The sequence below is a fragment of the Paenibacillus guangzhouensis genome (assembly GCF_009363075.1).
Lineage (GTDB): Bacteria > Bacillota > Bacilli > Paenibacillales > Paenibacillaceae > Paenibacillus_K > Paenibacillus_K guangzhouensis.
Window position 1 is genome coordinate 5,295,001 of record NZ_CP045293.1, and the last position, 17,993, is coordinate 5,312,993.

The 17,993-nt window shown below is 49.9% G+C and carries 18 protein-coding genes (1 of these 18 running past the window's edge); all 18 read right to left on the reverse strand.

The window, feature by feature from the left end:
• Nucleotides 1-904, reverse strand: the 5' portion of a protein-coding gene (lysS, locus tag GCU39_RS23840; RefSeq protein WP_152395740.1) for a lysine--tRNA ligase. It extends 605 nt beyond the left edge of the window; 904 of the gene's 1,509 nt are visible here — the first part of the coding sequence; its start codon is at nt 902-904; its stop codon lies off the left edge, out of view.
• Nucleotides 905-1,016: 112 nt separating this feature from the next.
• Nucleotides 1,017-1,493, reverse strand: a complete 477-nt coding sequence (gene greA, locus GCU39_RS23845) for a transcription elongation factor GreA (protein ID WP_152395741.1) — start codon at nt 1,491-1,493, stop codon at nt 1,017-1,019.
• A 245-nt stretch (nt 1,494-1,738) separates the two neighbouring features.
• Nucleotides 1,739-2,755 (reverse strand): tRNA dihydrouridine synthase DusB, encoded by a 1,017-nt coding sequence (gene dusB, locus GCU39_RS23850; protein WP_152395742.1) that lies wholly within the window; start codon nt 2,753-2,755, stop codon nt 1,739-1,741.
• Nucleotides 2,756-2,785: 30 nt separating this feature from the next.
• Nucleotides 2,786-3,001: a helix-turn-helix domain-containing protein gene (locus tag GCU39_RS23855; protein WP_152395743.1), complete on the reverse strand. Its 216-nt coding sequence runs from the start codon at nt 2,999-3,001 to the stop codon at nt 2,786-2,788.
• Nucleotides 2,953-3,498 carry a 2-amino-4-hydroxy-6-hydroxymethyldihydropteridine diphosphokinase gene (gene folK, locus GCU39_RS23860; protein ID WP_152395744.1) on the reverse strand — a complete coding sequence of 182 codons (546 nt, stop codon included), beginning with the start codon at nt 3,496-3,498 and terminating at the stop codon, nt 2,953-2,955. Before folK ends, GCU39_RS23855 begins: the two co-directional genes overlap by 49 nt.
• A 214-nt stretch (nt 3,499-3,712) precedes the next feature.
• Nucleotides 3,713-4,075: a dihydroneopterin aldolase gene (gene folB / locus GCU39_RS23865; protein ID WP_152395745.1), complete on the reverse strand. Its 363-nt coding sequence runs from the start codon at nt 4,073-4,075 to the stop codon at nt 3,713-3,715.
• Between the two features lie 22 nt (nt 4,076-4,097).
• The gene (gene folP, locus GCU39_RS23870) at nt 4,098-4,949 is read right to left on the reverse strand and encodes a dihydropteroate synthase (RefSeq protein WP_152395746.1); all 852 of its coding nucleotides are present in this window, start codon (nt 4,947-4,949) and stop codon (nt 4,098-4,100) included.
• Between the two features lies 1 nt (nt 4,950).
• Nucleotides 4,951-5,922 carry an aminotransferase class IV gene (locus GCU39_RS23875; RefSeq protein WP_152395747.1) on the reverse strand — a complete coding sequence of 324 codons (972 nt, stop codon included), beginning with the start codon at nt 5,920-5,922 and terminating at the stop codon, nt 4,951-4,953.
• 3 nt (nt 5,923-5,925) lie between these two features.
• On the reverse strand, nt 5,926-6,516 hold the full coding sequence (pabA, locus tag GCU39_RS23880; protein ID WP_152395748.1) for an aminodeoxychorismate/anthranilate synthase component II: 591 nt from the start codon (nt 6,514-6,516) through the stop codon (nt 5,926-5,928).
• 48 nt (nt 6,517-6,564) lie between these two features.
• The gene (locus tag GCU39_RS23885) at nt 6,565-8,127 is read right to left on the reverse strand and encodes an anthranilate synthase component I family protein (protein WP_152397407.1); all 1,563 of its coding nucleotides are present in this window, start codon (nt 8,125-8,127) and stop codon (nt 6,565-6,567) included.
• A gap of 244 nt (nt 8,128-8,371) precedes the next feature.
• Nucleotides 8,372-9,310, reverse strand: a complete 939-nt coding sequence (gene cysK, locus GCU39_RS23890) for a cysteine synthase A (RefSeq protein ID WP_152395749.1) — start codon at nt 9,308-9,310, stop codon at nt 8,372-8,374.
• A gap of 224 nt (nt 9,311-9,534) precedes the next feature.
• Nucleotides 9,535-10,485, reverse strand: coding sequence for a peptidylprolyl isomerase (locus GCU39_RS23895; protein WP_193726601.1), 951 nt, complete (start codon nt 10,483-10,485; stop codon nt 9,535-9,537).
• Nucleotides 10,486-10,563: 78 nt separating this feature from the next.
• On the reverse strand, nt 10,564-11,457 hold the full coding sequence (hslO, locus tag GCU39_RS23900) for an Hsp33 family molecular chaperone HslO (RefSeq protein ID WP_152395751.1): 894 nt from the start codon (nt 11,455-11,457) through the stop codon (nt 10,564-10,566).
• Between the two features lie 26 nt (nt 11,458-11,483).
• Nucleotides 11,484-12,257 carry a type III pantothenate kinase gene (locus GCU39_RS23905; RefSeq protein WP_152395752.1) on the reverse strand — a complete coding sequence of 258 codons (774 nt, stop codon included), beginning with the start codon at nt 12,255-12,257 and terminating at the stop codon, nt 11,484-11,486.
• Between the two features lie 2 nt (nt 12,258-12,259).
• A complete protein-coding gene (gene nadC, locus GCU39_RS23910; protein ID WP_152395753.1) occupies nt 12,260-13,126 on the reverse strand; it encodes a carboxylating nicotinate-nucleotide diphosphorylase in 867 nt (288 codons plus the stop codon).
• Nucleotides 13,119-14,735, reverse strand: coding sequence for an L-aspartate oxidase (gene nadB, locus GCU39_RS23915; protein ID WP_152395754.1), 1,617 nt, complete (start codon nt 14,733-14,735; stop codon nt 13,119-13,121). Before nadB ends, nadC begins: the two co-directional genes overlap by 8 nt.
• Before the next feature lie 268 nt (nt 14,736-15,003).
• Nucleotides 15,004-16,197, reverse strand: coding sequence for a response regulator (locus tag GCU39_RS23920; RefSeq protein WP_152395755.1), 1,194 nt, complete (start codon nt 16,195-16,197; stop codon nt 15,004-15,006).
• On the reverse strand, nt 16,194-17,990 hold the full coding sequence (locus GCU39_RS23925; RefSeq protein WP_152395756.1) for a sensor histidine kinase: 1,797 nt from the start codon (nt 17,988-17,990) through the stop codon (nt 16,194-16,196). Before GCU39_RS23925 ends, GCU39_RS23920 begins: the two co-directional genes overlap by 4 nt.
• Nucleotides 17,991-17,993 lie beyond the last annotated feature (3 nt).

The following is a 17,993-nucleotide window of genomic DNA, read 5'->3' on the forward strand; positions in this document are numbered from 1 at the left end:
CATCTTGCGCAATATGCGCAATCGTCTGCTCTGTCAAGCTCATGATGTCCTCGTAGTCCGCATACGCTTCATACAATTCGATCATTGTGAATTCTGGATTGTGGCGCGTCGAAATACCTTCGTTCCGATACACACGGCCAATCTCATAAACTTTCTCCATTCCGCCGACAATCAGACGCTTCAAGTGAAGCTCAATCGCGATCCGCATGTACAATTCCATATCAAGCGCATTATGATGCGTAATAAACGGACGTGCTGCAGCACCCCCTGCGATCGTGTGCAATGTCGGTGTCTCAACTTCCAAGAAGCCTTTGCTATCGAGGTAACGACGCATCGATTGGATGATACGGGAACGCAGGATGAATGTCTGCTGAACATCTGGACTCATGATTAGATCCACATAACGCTGACGATAGCGAAGATCGACGTCCTTAAGTCCTGCAAATTTATCTGGCAATGGATATAGAGATTTCGATAGAACCTCAAGATCCTTCACTTTAACCGAAGTCTCACCTGTCTTCGTCTTGAACACAGTGCCTGTTACACCGACAATATCGCCTAGGTCAAGAATATCGAACGCTTGGTATTTCTCCGTTGGTACCGAATCTTGACGCACGTAGATTTGGATTTTACCGCTCAAGTCCTGAATGTGGGCGAAGCTTGCTTTACCCATGCCGCGCTTAGCCATAATACGGCCTGCAAGCGTTACTTCAACTGTCTGTGCTTCAAGGTCTTCCTTGCTTACTTCTTGATACGCATCTAAGATTTCCTTTGCTGTATGTGTTCTTACGTATTTCTTACCGAATGGATCGATCCCTAGCTTGCGCAGCTCGTCCAACTTGTTGTGACGAATTTGAAGCAATTCGCTAAGTTCGGTTTCCTGGCTTACGATTTCTTCCGACATTCCTGTGTCATCTCCTTCATTAACTCAAACGTTATACCCCTATTATAGCAAGTAGAAACGCCCTCTGCGCCCTTTTTTGTGGACAGAAAGCGTTTCTACACGAATTTCGAGTTTATCTTTTGATATCTACGATTTTATATTGAATAATGCCCGCTGGAACGTTGACATCAACAACGGTCCCTTTTTTCTTGCCAAGGATCGCTCTGCCCACTGGGCTCTCATTCGAAATCTTGTTCTGAAGCGGATCAGATTCTGCTGTACCGACAATGGAATATTCCATCGTATCGCCGAATTCCAAATCTTCAACAACGACTTTGGAACCGATGCTTACTGTATCGACATCAATCTCGTCGTTGTTAATGATGCGTGCGTTGCGAAGCATTTTCTCAAGCGTAATAATACGTCCTTCAATAAATGCTTGTTCGTTCTTCGCATCTTCATATTCGGAGTTCTCACTGATATCGCCGTACCCAATTGCGATCTTGATCCGTTCTGCGACTTCACGGCGCTTCACGGATTTTAGGTTCTCTAATTCTTCCTCCAACCGTTTCAGACCATCCTGGGTCAGAATTACTTCTTTATCGCTCATTTTCACCGATTCTCCTGTCATGTGAGAGATTTTCGCACCCGATACGATTGCAGATACGAATTCACTTTCTTATTTTAAAAATATATTTCGCTCGGAAATCATGATGACTTGAATCATACAGACCGGACTTCTAAAACCGAGTCAAATTTACTAATGCAGAATTATAGGGGAAGCCAATCGAAATGTCAATGACACTTGCCCCTCCCCATGAAACCGCTTTATTCGTGGACATGCTCACAATTTGTCTAGTGGACGACTGTTTCGCCCGAATCTGAGACAGATTGTTCGGCTTTATCTAATGATTCGACAAAATGTTCTAAAATTCGCACCATTTCATCCCGGCGCGTTTCTTCCATAATAACGTCTTTAATGCGCGCAGCTCCGGATAATCCTTTGAGGTACCACGCCAAATGCTTGCGCATTTCTTTGACCGCAACCGATTCGCCCTTCAAGGCAACAAGACGATCCATATGAAGAATCGCAATCCGGATCTTCTCCTGAGCAGAAGGGTCAGGCAGTAGAATTCCTGTCGACAAATACTCGACCGTACGATACAGCATCCACGGGTTGCCAAGAGCTCCGCGTCCAATCATAACTCCATCGCAGCCCGTCTCTTCAAGCATCCGCTTGGCATCTTCTGGCGTAACGACGTCCCCATTTCCAATCACGGGAATCGATACCGCTTGCTTAGCATCTTTAATATATGCCCAGTCTGCCTTGCCCGTATACAATTGCTCACGCGTACGACCATGAACACTAATCGCTTGACCGCCTGCGCGTTCCACTGCTTTCGCATTCTCAACGACATAAATATGATCGGAATCCCAGCCAATACGCATTTTGACGGTAACAGGCTTCTTCACCGCATCCACGACGGCAGATACCATCTCATAAATTTTGTTCGGGTCGAGAAGCCAACGCGCACCTGCATCACACTTCGTGATCTTCGGAACAGGACATCCCATGTTGATATCAATTATATCGGCATTTGTCTGCGTATCGACAACCTTTGCGGCTTCGACAAGCGATTCACGGTCACCGCCAAAAATCTGCAAGCTTAGCGGCTTCTCACGATCATCGACGTAGAGCATTTCGATCGTTCTTTTATTTCCATGCAGAATGGCTTTATCACTAACCATCTCTGCGCATACCAGTCCAGTACCGAATTCTTTGGCGATAAGACGAAAAGCCGGATTACAGACGCCTGCCATAGGCGCAAGCACAACTTGATTCTTCATCTCGATGTTGCCGATTTTAAGCATGATCATAACCTCTTTCTTGAATTGCCATATTTATCGCATATGCATGGCACCCGTTAATTCTTCTATTGTAATACCAAGATGTTCTGAAATTCGGATGAGTAACGTCTCTTCAGGTCTGCGGTTACCGCGCTCAATGGCACCAAGAACGGCGACAGAGATGTCCATGCGGTCCGCGAGCTGCTGCTGCGTGAGGCTTTTTAATTTGCGGAATGCTCGGATCCGCTGTGCCAATTGATTGTTCTCCAACGCCGAACGCCTTCCTTTCCCTCCAGTTTATCCATAGCGTCCTGTACGAATTCGTGCAGAGGTCCTGCGGGGATAATATCTGAGAGCGGAGTCAGCACGAACAGTCGCTCATGCATCCGTGGATGAGGGAGAATCAATGTCTCAGAGTTCCATGTAAATTGCTGATTGCGGTAAAAAATCAAATCTAAATCAAGGGTGCGCGGACCCCAATGTATATCCCGAACGCGGCCCAGTTCTTTCTCGGTCTCCATTAACACTTGGAGCAAGGCTTCAGGTTCAAGCGTCGTACTCGCGGCAAGCGCCATATTCAGAAAAGCGGGCTGATCCACATAACCGAACGGATCGGTCTCATACATCGATGATACACGCAAAACCGTGATCGCTGGATGACGGTCCAGCAGCTCGATCGCCGTCATCAACGTGTGTTCACGGTCCCCTAAATTAGCCCCTAAAGCAATATAAACCTCAGAATGATCCGAGGGGTTGGAATAAGTCATTGGCTATATTCTCGCTTTCTATACATGCGTGTTCAAAAAGTCGGCATTTCAGCACTGAGAAGGTTGCGGGAACCTGAAGAAGGAGGAACGGAGTTTAGGCGAAACCTAAATGAGTACCGGACTTCGAAGGTGAACGCAAGATTCGATGTCGACTATGCTTCTTGAATGACTTCGTGATCAAATGATGAATTTTGAACTACCTCTAAACATCAATCTAACGTCTTGGGCGGCAAATTTCAACTGTAACGCCTTGAAAATGAATGTCAAATGGCGGATGCGGCTTAATGACGCGTACCGTCACTTCGTTGATCTTAGTATAAGTGTCGAGTACTACCGATGCAATATTTTCCGCCAAAGTTTCTATAAGTTGGAAGGATTTCTTTTCGACTACTTCTTTGATGGTGTAGAACACTTCAGCATAGTTCACGGAGGCCGTCAAATCATCGGTTGATCCCGCTGGGTAAAGATCCAGCTTCATCTCCAAATCCACGTAATACCGCTGTCCAAGTTTGCGCTCTTCTTCGAACACGCCGTGATAGCCGTAGAACTCCATGCGCGTTAATGTTATTTTATCCATGATTCCATCTCCTTTGCGTGTGTTAATAGGTCGGCTCTGCGGCATAGTACATCGCATCGCACATATCGACCGTGCGCTTGATCTTCGCTACATCATGCACTCGCACAATCTGGCACCCTTGAGCAATACCAAAAGCAACAGTCGCAGCCGTTCCTTCGACGACATCATCGACCGGAAGACCGAGTACTGTGCGAATAAATAGCTTGCGCGAAGTCGCGAGCAGGATCGGATACCCGAGTTCATGCAGCTGATCCAGCTGACGCATAAAATATAAATTCTCTTGCGCATCCTTGGCAAAGCCGATACCCGGATCGACGATGATCCGCTCATCCGCTACGCCTGCCGCTCGAGCAAGCGAGATGCTCTCCCGAAGGTCACTTAAAATATCTGTCATGTAGTGTCGATAATCCCGATTCTCCCGATTGTGCATGAGAATGACCGGACAACCCGCTTGCGCAGCGACAGCCGCCATCTCCGGGTCGCGTTTGAATCCCCACACATCATTAATGATGTGTGCGCCCGCTTCGAGTGCTTGCTGTGCAACTTCTGCCTTGTATGTATCCACAGACAGGATTATCTCGGGTGCTTCGGCATGAATTGCACGAATCACAGGAATGACCCGTTCGAGTTCTTCTTCTAATGATACGGGAGCGAACCCTGGACGAGTCGACTCGCCACCGATATCGATGATGTCCGCCCCCTCGGCTGTTAGCTGCTTCGCATGGGCAACCGCAGCGTTGACGGCATTATATCTTCCGCCATCTGAGAATGAATCCGGCGTTACATTCAGAATCCCCATAATCAGCGTCCGGGTTCCAAGCGTTAACGTAGAGGGGCCGAGTCGATATTGTCGTTGATAGATGGTTGGCTGCATATTATTGCACCGCCTTTATATGTTGATCGATGGCTTGTTGATAAGCCTGATGTAATAGATGCGTAGTTGGAATAGAAGATCGTAACTCTTCATCGGACGGGCTTCGATCCACGGCCTCGGATACGCCTGTCGACTGACTTCGTGATCCGCTACGCCACTGGATACGTTCAAGATCATATAAGGTATGAATAGGAACGATCTCTTGAATCGAATTTGTGATGAACACTTCATCCGCTTCGAGCAGATCTTCCCACGAATAATACCCTTCTTCCACCACGACGCCTGCCAGCTGCGCCAGCTCCAGCACGAAGCCGCGCGTGATGCCGGGCAGAATGCCGGTATCGACCGCAGGGGTATAGCATACGCCGTTCTTCACGAAGAAGACATTGCTGACAATGCCTTCGGCAAGGTGTCCTGCGGCGTTCAGCATTAAGCCTTCGGCGGGCGCGCCACCTGCCGCGCGGGCCGATGGGGTCTCGCCGAGCTCACGCTTCGCGAGGATGTTGTTCATGTAATGTGCGGATTTGAGACGCACATCCCCTTCCGGGCTATTGCGGCGCGTGCGCAATAGCTGCAGGGCTCGGCCCCTCGCCGCCAGTGGTGCGGCCGGGGGCAAGGGCTTCGCGTACACGACGACGTTCGGCGTCATGTACAGGCCATCCGGCAGGCCGAGCGCAGCATCGCCGGCCGTGACGGTGTAGCGCACGTAGCCGTCGCGCAGGCCCTGGGCCTGCAGCAGCTCGGCGACGTGGCGCTCTACCCGCGCAAGCTCGGCGCCGCGCGGGAGCTCGATCCCGACCGCGCGACAGCCGTCCGCGAGGCGGGTGAGGTGCTTGCTCAGCAGGAACGGACGTCCGCCATAGGTGCGGAACGTCTCGAACAAGCTGAGCCCGTACAAAAAGCCATGATCCAGTACCGAGATCATGGCCTCCTGCGGCGAAACGATACGACCGTTGAATCCGATGTATTGCATCACTTACATTTCACCTTTCGCGGCGTCGGCGCGTAATTGCAAGAAATTATGCAGCATCCGGTGCCCATGGTCCGTCATAATCGATTCCGGATGGAACTGCAGACCGACAATGGCATACTCGCGGTGTCGTAGTCCCATAATCTCGCCATCCGCCGTCTCCGCCGTAATCTCAAGACAGTCCGGCAGCGACGCCCGCTCGACGATCAGCGAATGGTACCGCGTCGCCGTGAATGGGGACGGCAGGCCTTCGAACAGCCCTTCCCCGTTGTGGTGCATCTCGGACGTCTTCCCGTGCATCAGCTTCTCCGCACGAATAACGTTGCCGCCGAACACTTGTCCGATCGACTGGTGGCCGAGGCACACGCCAAGAATCGGAATTTTACCTTTGAAATATGCAATAACCTCCATACTGATGCCCGCTTCATTCGGTGTGCATGGCCCCGGCGAGATCAAGATATGGTCGGGGTTCATCGCCTCGATCCCCGCAATATCGATCTCATCGTTCCGGTGTACGACCACTTCTTCACCCAATTCGCCTAAATACTGCACCAAGTTATACGTGAAGGAATCATAGTTATCGATTACTAAAATCATGCTCATCTCTTCTCCTCTCAACTCATAAGCTTCATAGCTTGCTAAACTCTATCTTTTACTCGTCAAAATGGCGTTCGCTTCCAACTCGCTTAGCTGAATGGCCTTGCACATCGCCTTGGCTTTGTTCAGACATTCCGCATATTCCCGTTCAGGCACGGAATCAATGACAATCCCTGCTCCCGTCTGGATATGCGCCTTCGCGTCCTTCAGCGTCACCGTTCTAATAATTATATTAAATTCCATATTCCCGTTATAGTCAATCCACCCGAAGGATCCCGTGTATGGCCCACGGCGAACGGGCTCCAGCTCCTCAATGATCTCCATCGTACGCACCTTCGGAGCTCCGGTAATCGTCCCGCCCGGGAAGGTCGCAGCGAGTACATCATATGCATCCTTGCCCGCGGCAAGCTCGCCTTCAACCTCTGACACCAAATGCATCACATGGGAATAACGCTCGATAACCATCAACTCGCTAACGCGAACAGATCCATAACGCGAAATCCGCCCTAGATCATTCCGCTCTAGATCCACCAGCATAATATGCTCTGCCCGTTCCTTCTCATTCGTGCGAAGTTCTTCTTCCATCTGAAGGTCTTCTTCCTCCGTACGCCCACGCCGTCTGGTTCCTGCGATTGGCCGTGTACTCACGCGCCCCTGCTCCAGCTTCACGAGCAGCTCCGGCGAGGCTGAGACAATCTGAAAATCGGGGAAGCGAAGCAATCCCATATACGGTGATGGGTTCACGAGGCGCAACCATTCATACAATTGCTCCGGTGTGGACTCGACCGCCATGCTCTGGCGGAGCGACAGATTGACTTGGAATACATCCCCTTGTCCAATATATTGCTGGATGCGGCGTACTGCTTCTTCAAAATCAGCACGTGGAAATACCGTCTCCATGCCCTCAAGTGTGCCTGATCCGTGATGGACCGATTGACCTTCCTCTTGAAACATTGCCAATCGTCTCGAACGTGTCTCCTGATCCGCCCCAGTGCCCGAAGCGATGAGCTCATCCCATAATTGCTTCATCCGCTGGATGCGACCTTGCGCTGCGAGATACAACGCATCCAGTTTGTCGGCAGCATTATTTTGGTCTTGTTGATCCCATGGCACATGTACGGCGCAGTACAGTTCCTTCGCCTCATGATCCAGGACCCAGACCTCATCCATTCGCATGAAGACATAATCCGGCAATCCTAAATCATCTTCCGCAGTAAGCGACAGCCGTTCCAAGGAGCGAACGATATCATAGCTGAGATAGCCGACACAACCTCCAATGAATTTCGGGGCATGATCGACCGAAGGTGCTTGATACGGTGCCATCCATTGTTTCAAAACCGGTAAGGGTGCCCCTTCGAGCTTCATTCCGTCGCTCGTCTCCGCCAGATTTCCTTTCCCCCGAATGACCGAAGTCGGTGCCAGACCGAAGAAGGTGTATCTGCCGACTTTTCCACTCTCCAGAACGAAAGAATACTCACTTGCAGCCTCCCAAGCCTTTCGCCATGATACGATCCCCTGCTCTGACGCTTGCCAAGGGAATTTGTGTACCATCGGTAGGACCGAATACGCCGTACTCCATTCCTTCCATTGCGTCCTTGTCGTCATTGTCATCTCCACGATCTTATCCCCCTGCGAACAATCTATATGAATGCGCACCGAATACAGCAGCAGCCTCGCCACTTCGAGGTGCATGTTCGAATGTCTTCTTATATGGTTGCTAGTATACCATGTTCCCTATACCTAAATAACCCCACAAAGGCATTTGCGGGGCCCCTGACAATATGCAAATAACCCTCTCTGCCTATCGAATCGCAGGAGGGCTATCATGATTTGCATCCGTATAATCAATTTAGGATTAGTTCTCGAAATTAAACAGTGGAGTACTGAGGTAGCGCTCACCGTTACTTGGAACAATGGCAACAACACGTTTACCCGCTCCCAGCTCAGCCGCAACCTTCAATGCCGCATGAATTGCCGCACCGGAAGAAATACCAACCAGGATGCCTTCTTCCTTCGCAACACGACGCGCTAGCTCGAATGCATCATCGTTCTCAACTGTAATGATCTGATCATAAATCTCACGATTCAGAATTTCTGGAATGAAGTTCGCACCGATACCTTGAATTTTATGAGGCCCCGGTTTGCCGCCAGAGAGAATTGGCGATGCCGATGGTTCAACTGCCACGATACGAATGTTCGGGAAGTTCTGCTTCAACACTTCACCTGCACCGGAAATCGTTCCGCCCGTACCGATCCCTGCCACGAATGCATCCAATTGTCCATCTAGCGAGTTGATCGCTTCAACGATCTCAGGTCCCGTCGTTAGACGGTGGATCTCAACGTTCGCTTGGTTCTTGAATTGTTGCGGGATGAAATAGCTAGGATTCTCTGAAGCGAGCTCTTCCGCACGACGAACGGCACCATTCATGCCTTCTGCTCCTGGTGTTAACACCAATTCCGCACCATACGCGCGAAGCAAGTTGCGGCGCTCAAGACTCATCGTCTCTGGCATAACAAGAATCGCTTTGTACCCTTTCGCTGCTGCGACAAGTGCAAGTCCGATTCCTGTGTTTCCACTCGTAGGCTCAATGATGGTGTCCCCTGGCTTAATGCGGCCTTCTTTCTCAGCTGCTTCAATCATGTTGATCGCAATACGGTCTTTCACACTGGAGCCTGGGTTCTGGTATTCCAGCTTCACGTAAATCTCTGCACTGCCTTCAGGAACAATGCGATTCAAGCGAACAAGCGGTGTATCTCCAATAAGGTCCGTAACATTCTGCACGATTCTAGCCATGATAATGCCTCCCAGTATTCATCATTTTATTATTTCCGACTAAATCAGTAGGTTTAAATTAATATCATAGTATCAAACCTGCGAAGCGGTTGTCAACAGGAATGCATGAAAAAAGTACCAGTTCTTTAAAATATCAGGCATATGCCCAGCATTCACACCCAAAATGACTTGTCGGATAAAAAAAAGCTCTACAGGTACGGTAAGGTATCTGTAGAGCACACAATTTATTGAATCGCCAAATATTTCGAATCCAAGACTTCCGCACCATATTTCTCTAGGAGATCCTGCTCGATTTCTTGCGAAGACTTTCCTTTGGTATGCGCAATTTCTTTCCGCGCGACCATACGGGACTCCGCATCGCTCATCGAGCGCGCCGCTATTCTGCCGTTCAATTGAATCACAGCGTATCCTTGTTTGAGCTTGATCGGTCCATCCACTTGCCCAACCTCAAGACGTGCCGCTGAAGCGAGAATAACCGCGTCCGCAAAAGGATCGTCCAAATCGATAAGACCTAATTCACCGCCCTGATCCGCGGAGAAGGCATCCGTAGAGTACTGTTCTGCTAATGAGGCAAAATCAGCATGATCCGCAAGCTGCTCCAGGATGGATTCCGCTTCTTGCTTCGTATTCACGGTGATCTGGGAAATGTTAAGCTGCTCAGGCGCATGGAATACCCTCGGATTCTCCGAAATATAGCCATCGATCTCATCTTCCCGAACATTTGCATACGCGACCATAATCTTATCCATGAGGAGCCCTCGATAGATATCATCACGAACCCCAGCTCGCGTTAGCCCGGCCTGCGCGAACATCATCTTATAATACGCATCTTCATTCTCATACCCAGCCACCAGACGACCCAGTTCTTCATCTACCTCAACGGGCGTCACCTGAATGCCTAGAAGCTCAGCCTCTTGCGCGACGGCTTTCTCCTTCAGCATGTCTTGAAGCATTTGCACGCCATATTTTTTCGTTAGCTCATGCTGAACCTGTGCTTCGGTGATCGACTCACTACCAAGACGAGCAATCACGCTCGCATCTTCATGCTGTGACGAGGCGTCTTGACCTTCCTGCTGCTTCGATTCGGACGCCGACAATCGAAGCAAAATAATACATGATAAAATAACAACACAACCGACCAACACCGCAACAGAGACCCAAAGGCCTTTCTCCATCCTTGTCATTCTTCCCCAATGTCCTTTTCCATCGTACTTCAAGACTGATCTAGCAGGTGGTACACCTCGTCATTCTTCTTACTTTGTGGCACGCTCTAGCAACGCAGCAAGCTCCTCGCGGTTGAACTTGTAGGGCTCGTTACAGAAATGGCAGACAACTTCCGCTTGCTCATCATCTGCAATCAACTGTTCAATCTCGGATTTCCCTAGGCTAAGCAGTGTCGTCTCTACCCGATCACGCGAGCACTTGCAGCGGAACTGAATGTCCATCTGATCCATGATCTGGACATCGTCCACGATCTGGCACAGCATCTCATCAAGATCCATGCCTTGATTGAGCAGCGTCGTTACTGTCGGAAGCACACCGAGTGCATTCTCAATCTTCGTAATTTCTTCATCGGTTAATCCAGGCAATAATTGAATAATAAAACCGCCAGCTTCAATCACAGAACCATCTGTATCGACGAGAACGCCAAGTCCTACCGCAGATGGCGTCTGTTCTGATTTGGCAAAATAGTACGTAAAGTCTTCCGCAAGTTCACCCGAGACAATCGGTGTGCTGCCGCGATAAGGCTCCTTCAGCCCCAAATCTTTAATGATATAGATGAAGCCTTCACGTCCTACTGCACCGGCAACATCCAATTTGCCCTGCGCATTACTCGGCAAATGAACGTCAGGATTGTTCACGTAACCGCGAACATCACCGTGCGCATTCGCATCGACCACGATCTGTCCGATAGGCCCGTCGCCTTTGACCTGAATGGTCAGCTTCTCTTCGCCCTTCAGCATGGCTCCCATCATGGCAGCTGCCGAAGCCGTACGTCCGAGTGCCGCTGTCGCAGTCGGATAAGTATCATGACGGCGTCGTAACTCATCCACCAGCTGTGTCGTCCGTACTGCAAACACACGTACTTTTCCGTTGTAAGCCGTACCCCGAATTAAATAATCTTTCTGTTGTCCTGCTTCTGTCATGTTCGAACCTCCTGCTCTGCACTTCGTTATGATATATGCTGATTCCGTTGATAGATGAGACGCAATCCCTCTAATGTCAGCATCGAATTGATCTCATCAATCGATCTTGATTCCTTCGCGATCAACGCCGCCAGCCCGCCTGTGGCAATGACTTTAGGGTTCTCACCGGTCTCGGCTTTCATCCTCTCCACAATCCCATCGACTTGCCCTGCATAGCCATAAATGATACCTGCTTGCATGGAATGGACGGTATTACGCCCGATGACGGATTTCGGCTTCGATAGGTCAATTCTCGGCAGCTTCGCTGCCCGTTGATACAATGCCTCCGTTGAGATGCCAAGGCCCGGGACGATGGCTCCGCCTAGGTAGTTCCCCTTCTGATCAATATAATCGAAGGTCGTCGCTGTACCAAAATCCACAACAATCAGCGGTCCGCCATACTGTTCAATCGCAGAAACGGAATTTACGATACGGTCCGCCCCGACTTCACGCGGATTCTCGTAACGAATATTTAGTCCCGTCTTGAGCCCCGGCCCAACGACGAGCGGTGTCTTGCCTAAATACGTCTCACACAAATGCTCAAGTGTCCCCATAATCGGCGGCACAACGCACGAGATGATCACCCCATCAATCGCATCCGTCTCGACACGGCCCATGCGGAATAAATTATGAATTTGAATGCCGTATTCGTCTACCGTAGCAGACCGATTCGTGCTTAACCGCCAGTGGTGCAGCAGCTCTCGGCCTTGATAGAGCCCCAATACGATATTCGTGTTCCCTACATCGATAACCAGTATCACTTTTATGCCTCCGCCTTCTTCTCATTTAGATCTAGACTGATGTCCAAGGCTGCAACGGAATAGGTTAATCCGCCAACAGAGATCACTTCAACGCCGCTCTCTGCTTTCTCACGAATACTCTCGAGTGTGATCCCGCCGGATGCCTCTGTGACAATATGCGGCGCACGCGACTTCACGAGTCGCACAGCCTCTGCCATACGCGATGGGCTCATATTATCGAACATAATAATATCTGCCTGTGCTTCAAGCGCCTCTTCGAGCTGGTCGAAATTCTCAACTTCAACTTCGATTTTCATGGTATGCGGAATGTTCATACGCGCCCGTTCAACGGCTGGTTTAATGCCGCCCGCGCCCTTAATATGATTATCCTTAATCATGACCGCATCATACAACCCAAAGCGATGATTGGCGCCTCCGCCAACACGTACGGCATATTTCTCTAGAGCCCTGTGGCCTGGTGTCGTCTTTCTTGTATCGACAAGGCGAGTCGGAAGCCCCTCTAATGCATCAACGAATTTTCGCGTCTTCGTCGCAATCCCTGATAGACGCTGCATCAAGTTCAGTGCAAGGCGCTCTCCTGTCAAAATGCTATGCGTACTTCCTTCGACAATAAGCAGCGTTGTGCCTTTATCAACATATTGCCCATCTTCCACCTGCGCATAACATATCAGTGTAGGATCCACAATTTCGAATACGAGCTGCGCCACAGGAATCCCTGCGATCACACCCGCTTCCTTCGCATGAATGATGCCCTTGGACTGTGTGCCAGCCGGGATCGTAAAGGCTGTCGTTACGTCCCCCGTCCCGATATCCTCCTGAAGCCATGCGCGAATCTGGTCGCGCAGCGCCTGATTATATACATTAAACATGTTCAATCCGCTCCTCTGTAATGCCATGATTGCGGCGGCACACGGTATGTTTGTGCCACGCCAGATCATCACGTTCAGGGTAATCCTCACGAGCATGCGCACCGCGGCTCTCTTCTCTCCATAACGCGGATTCCGTGACAAGTGTTGCACACGTCAGCATATTGGCAAATTCATATTCTTCACGTTTGGTTAAGCAAGCATGATAAATGGGATATTGTCGCTTTAATTCGTCCAGACCCTTGAGCAGTCCCACAGCATGTCGGCGTAGTCCGGCATAGCGAACCATCACCTTCTGCAGCTTCAGACGCCGTTCCACAATCGCTTGGATCGGCACCTCCTTGCGATCTTCCGTATAGAAGATATCGCTTGGGGTGTTCGTCTGAGGTAGCAACGTATTGATCCGTTCAATAATCCGTCGCCCGAAGACAATCGCTTCGGATAGAGAGTTACTAGCTAATCGGTTCGCGCCATGAACACCGGTTGAAGACACTTCACCGCAGGCGAACAGCCGCTTCAAATTCGTCTCGCCGTTCAGATCCGTCTGCACGCCTCCCATCGTATAGTGGGCAGCTGGGGCTACTGGAATCCAGTCCGCAGCCATGTCCAAACCGTACTTCAGGCAAGTCTCATAGATGGTTGGGAAGCGATGCTTAATGAAATCTTCTGATGCATGGGTGATGTCGAGGAATACGAACGTCGAATTCGTCTCTTCCATTTCACTCACGATTGCACGAGCAACGACATCACGCGGAGCCAGTTCCAACTGGTGATGGTATTTATCCATAAACCGCTCTCCCTTGATATTACGCAGATAAGCACCTTCTCCACGTACCGCTTCAGAGATCAGAAATCTTGGTGCACCCGGGTAACAGAGGGATGTTGGATGAAATTGAATGAATTCCATGTCTTGAATAAAAGCGCCTGCCCGATAGGCCATCGCGATACCATCGCCTGTCGCCACATCCGGATTCGTCGTATACCGATACAATTGCCCCGCGCCGCCGGAGCACAGGATCGTGGCTCGCGCCTGCACGAATACACGACTGCCATCTGGCTTTTGCGTCAATACACCGATGCATTCCCCATCATGCGTAATTAAATCAATGACGAAATGGTCATCCCAGATATCGATCTTCGGATTTACCTTGGCTTTCTCCGATAACGCACGGACGATCTCATATCCCGTCGCATCCCCGTTGGCATGCAGAATACGGCGGTGACTGTGCGCCCCTTCCTTCGTCAATGCCAATTCGCCATCCTCCAGATCGAATTCAGCGCCCATCGTCATGAGCTGCCGAACCCCTTCCGGTCCTTCGTGAACCAGCACGTTGACAGCATCTTCCGAGCAGAGTCCCGCTCCGGCCGTTAGTGTATCTTCCCGGTGATAGGCCGGTGAATCATCTTCTGAGATCACCGCTGCGATACCACCCTGCGCATAACGTGTATTGCTGTCCATCAGCGACTTCTTCGTGATCATAATCACTTGATTCTGCTCGCTGGCCTTAATCGCAGTGAATAACCCCGCAATGCCGACACCAATCACGATCACATCGGTCTCGATTTTGGGCAAATCCTGTAGAGAAAAATCTACCAAATACTGTGGAATCATCTGCATTCCCACCTATCCTCGTACTAGAGTGCTGCGATGTCGCATTCTGTAGGATGTTATTTATTCTTTTATCTCATTTTCCATGATGTTCTATGAATTCGATATACGCTTGGAGCTAATGCTTTCAAGCCTTCCGCATAAACTGTATCTATTTTAATGCTGTTGAGAGTATAAATAAACCCCTTAGCAAAAATACTTTTTCACAAACTTTACAATTCGAAGTCGAGAAAATAAAAAGAGCGCCTGCTAGGCGCTCATAAGTCGATTTCTATTCTTGATGAGCATGGCATACAGTCGAGCATGGCGCATGCGCGCGATACTCTGACGGAGTAAGGCCCGTTTTTTTACGGAAAATTTGAGAGAAATGCCGGACATCCGGGTACCCCACCCGTTCTGCAACCTCACTCACCTTTAGCTCCGACTCCCGCAGCATAGCCATGGCACGATCCAGTCGCACATCGGTCACATACGTTTTGAAGCCTTTCCCCGTCTTCTGCTTGAACAACTGGCTGAAGTAGACTGGATTCAAATAGATCACGGACGCGACCTTCTCCAGCGACAATTCTGAGGCATAGTGCGCATGGATATATTGAAGCGATACATTCACCGCATGCTCGCCGCCCGTCGCATAATGATCATAGACTTGTGAGGCGGAATTCTTGTACATTTGCTGTACTTGCGAAGGAACACCCTCTACATCTGAAATCCGGCCGGAATAGAGCACTTGAAAAGGAATCTTCAAATACCGCTTCAGATGGCTGCGCAATTGCTCAATTAACGAATTCAATCCTTCTTCGTGATTCAGCGTAATAAGTCCTAACAGGCTCTTCGTATCCATATTTGCGACGAACCCTTTACCCTTTTGATCAATCAACTCTGTAAGCACATTCTCCACAATGAAGTGCTCTAGCTTCATATTGGAATCGCTCTCGAGACGGACCATAATTAAATGGAAATGCGGAAAATTACCCGTAATCGGAGTCAGATCAATTCCGCCTAAGTCCAGACCAGCAGCCCAACGAGCCAGCAGTCCTTCCCTCCAAAATCGCAGATTCCGCTTCAAAAGCTGTGTTTCCTGTGTTCTCTCGTTTTCCTGCGAAATTTCTTCCGTCAGCTCTTCGATTTTACTGACCAATATTTCTTTGCCGATGGGCTTAAGCAAATAATCCTTGGCTCCAAGGCGTATGGCTTCCTTGGCATAAGCAAATTCGGAATAGGCGGAGATAACTATCCATTTGATATGCGCATGGCGTTTGCGAGAAATCTCCATCAATTCGAGACCCGTCATGCCTGGCATCAGAACGTCCGTCAGGACGAGCGTAATTGGAACGTTCGTTAATAAATCGACCGCTTCCTCGGGATTGGCGGCTTGAAAGACACGATGCTGCGGGAAATTCCGATGAATCGTACGCTCGATCCCTTCTCGAATGACAAGCTCATCGTCCACGACCAGAATATTCATGCTTCCTGTCCCTCCTTATCAGGAATTGGGAACGAGGCAATCACCGTCGTTCCTCGGTTACGGACACTCTCGACACGGATACCATAATGATCACCGTACATTAAGCGAATGCGGCGATGCACATTCAATAGACCAATGCCGCGACGCGTACTTGCCTCTACTTGATCCGGCTCTAACACCGGGGTGTCTGTAAGGAGACGCGACAGCTGAGCTAATACCTCCTCATGGATACCTTGCCCATCATCCTGTACAACGATCTCAAGCCGGTCCTCTATTTGTCTGGAGTAGACCTGCAGCAGACCCTGACGGCTCAGCGGTTCGAGTCCATACTTCACCGCGTTCTCGACGATCGGTTGCAGGATCATCTTCGGCACTTCGGCATCTAGCCATCGTTCCTCGACATCAATCACCGTCTTCACGCGTCCTCCGACCCTCGTCTCAATGACCGTCAAGTAATGCTGCAGCTGATCGAGCTCCGTTCGAAGCTTCACGCGAGAAGCTTCCTGCCAATCACTGCTGTATCGGAACATTTGAGATAAAGCCAGAATGACTTTGCCAAGTCGGTCATTCTCCCGTTCATCCAGCATCCAATAAATCATATCAAGGGTATTGAACAGGAAATGGGGATTCACTTGGGATTGTAAGGCTTGAAGCTGTGCGTTCTTCTCACTAATCGAAGCCAGCTTGGTCCGCTCAATCAGCTCATCCATTTGATAGACCATCCGGTTAAAGGAACCGACGAGCACATTCAGCTCATCATACGAGTCGACATGCACTTTCCCATTAAAATTCCCGAGCTCCACTTGCTTCATTTGCTGGATCAGCCGTTTGAATGGTGAGGAGAACGAACGGGATACGAACGTCGCCACGACCGTAGCCGCCAGCACGAGCACAATGATTACGGTGAGCAGAAACTGCTGCGTCTCTTTGACTTCTAATTTTAGTTCGCGATCAGGCGTCACGCCGATGACCGTCCAATGGGCCATATTGATCCGGGCCGCGGTCACTAACGCTTGATTCCACTCACGAACAGCAACGGTATTCGGTTTGATATCCCCGGGCCAGTTCGGCGGTATAAGGCTCTGATCCTCCTTCGCTTTATTCGTTCGGATAATCTCCTCGCCTTCCGCCCCTCGGATGATCACGCTGCTGCCAGGTGCCAGGCTCGCGTTGGATAGTGCGGATACGATGGCACTGGCATCCGTCTCAACCAGTACAAGTCCGATCGGCTTCAAGCTGCTCAATTCAAATAATTGACGACCAAAAGCGAAAATAGACCGGTCGATATCGCTGCTCATCAACGATTTCGGATAAACGCCCAGCCATTTCATCTCCCCCGTCGACTTCTTCAGCTCTGAGAACCAAGATTGGCCTGCGAATTCCAGCGTTTCTGTTCGGATGGAGCGGTCAAAGCTGAAGACGGTCCCTTCATTCGTGATGACGTGGATGCCTACGATATCATTGCGCGAATAGAAGACCACCCCGAGAATATCCGTAATCCGGCGTTCGATATTCACCGCTTCGACGGAATTCACTGATTTATGAACCCGGAGCAATCGCATCAATTCATTGTTGCTATTCAGGGACTTGGTTACGCCGTCATAGCCTTTGAGCATCAAATCGAACAGACCTGCGGTCTGTGAAATATTTTTTTCAGCAACAACACTGACTTTCTCCCTGATCTGCTCGGTCGCCCGTTGGTAGTAAACCAAGCTAACGATGAGCAGCAGGCCAAGCATGCTAAATAGGAAAATCATGAACAAACGGCCATGAATGGAATTGTAACTTTTCATAGC

Coding starts and splice junctions, on each gene's coding strand:
- greA (WP_152395741.1), bottom strand. CDS start 1,493: ATGAGCGATAAAGAAGTAATTCTGACCCAGGATGGTCTGAAACGGTTG.
- dusB (WP_152395742.1), bottom strand. CDS start 2,755: ATGCTTAAAATCGGCAACATCGAGATGAAGAATCAAGTTGTGCTTGCG.
- folK (WP_152395744.1), bottom strand. CDS start 3,498: ATGACTTATTCCAACCCCTCGGATCATTCTGAGGTTTATATTGCTTTA.
- folB (WP_152395745.1), bottom strand. CDS start 4,075: ATGGATAAAATAACATTAACGCGCATGGAGTTCTACGGCTATCACGGC.
- folP (WP_152395746.1), bottom strand. CDS start 4,949: ATGCAGCCAACCATCTATCAACGACAATATCGACTCGGCCCCTCTACG.
- GCU39_RS23875 (WP_152395747.1), bottom strand. CDS start 5,922: ATGCAATACATCGGATTCAACGGTCGTATCGTTTCGCCGCAGGAGGCC.
- pabA (WP_152395748.1), bottom strand. CDS start 6,516: ATGATTTTAGTAATCGATAACTATGATTCCTTCACGTATAACTTGGTG.
- GCU39_RS23885 (WP_152397407.1), bottom strand. CDS start 8,127: ATGACAATGACGACAAGGACGCAATGGAAGGAATGGAGTACGGCGTAT.
- cysK (WP_152395749.1), bottom strand. CDS start 9,310: ATGGCTAGAATCGTGCAGAATGTTACGGACCTTATTGGAGATACACCG.
- GCU39_RS23895 (WP_193726601.1), bottom strand. CDS start 10,485: ATGGAGAAAGGCCTTTGGGTCTCTGTTGCGGTGTTGGTCGGTTGTGTT.
- hslO (WP_152395751.1), bottom strand. CDS start 11,457: ATGACAGAAGCAGGACAACAGAAAGATTATTTAATTCGGGGTACGGCT.
- nadC (WP_152395753.1), bottom strand. CDS start 13,126: ATGTTTAATGTATATAATCAGGCGCTGCGCGACCAGATTCGCGCATGG.
- nadB (WP_152395754.1), bottom strand. CDS start 14,735: ATGATTCCACAGTATTTGGTAGATTTTTCTCTACAGGATTTGCCCAAA.
- GCU39_RS23920 (WP_152395755.1), bottom strand. CDS start 16,197: ATGAATATTCTGGTCGTGGACGATGAGCTTGTCATTCGAGAAGGGATC.
- GCU39_RS23925 (WP_152395756.1), bottom strand. CDS start 17,990: ATGAAAAGTTACAATTCCATTCATGGCCGTTTGTTCATGATTTTCCTA.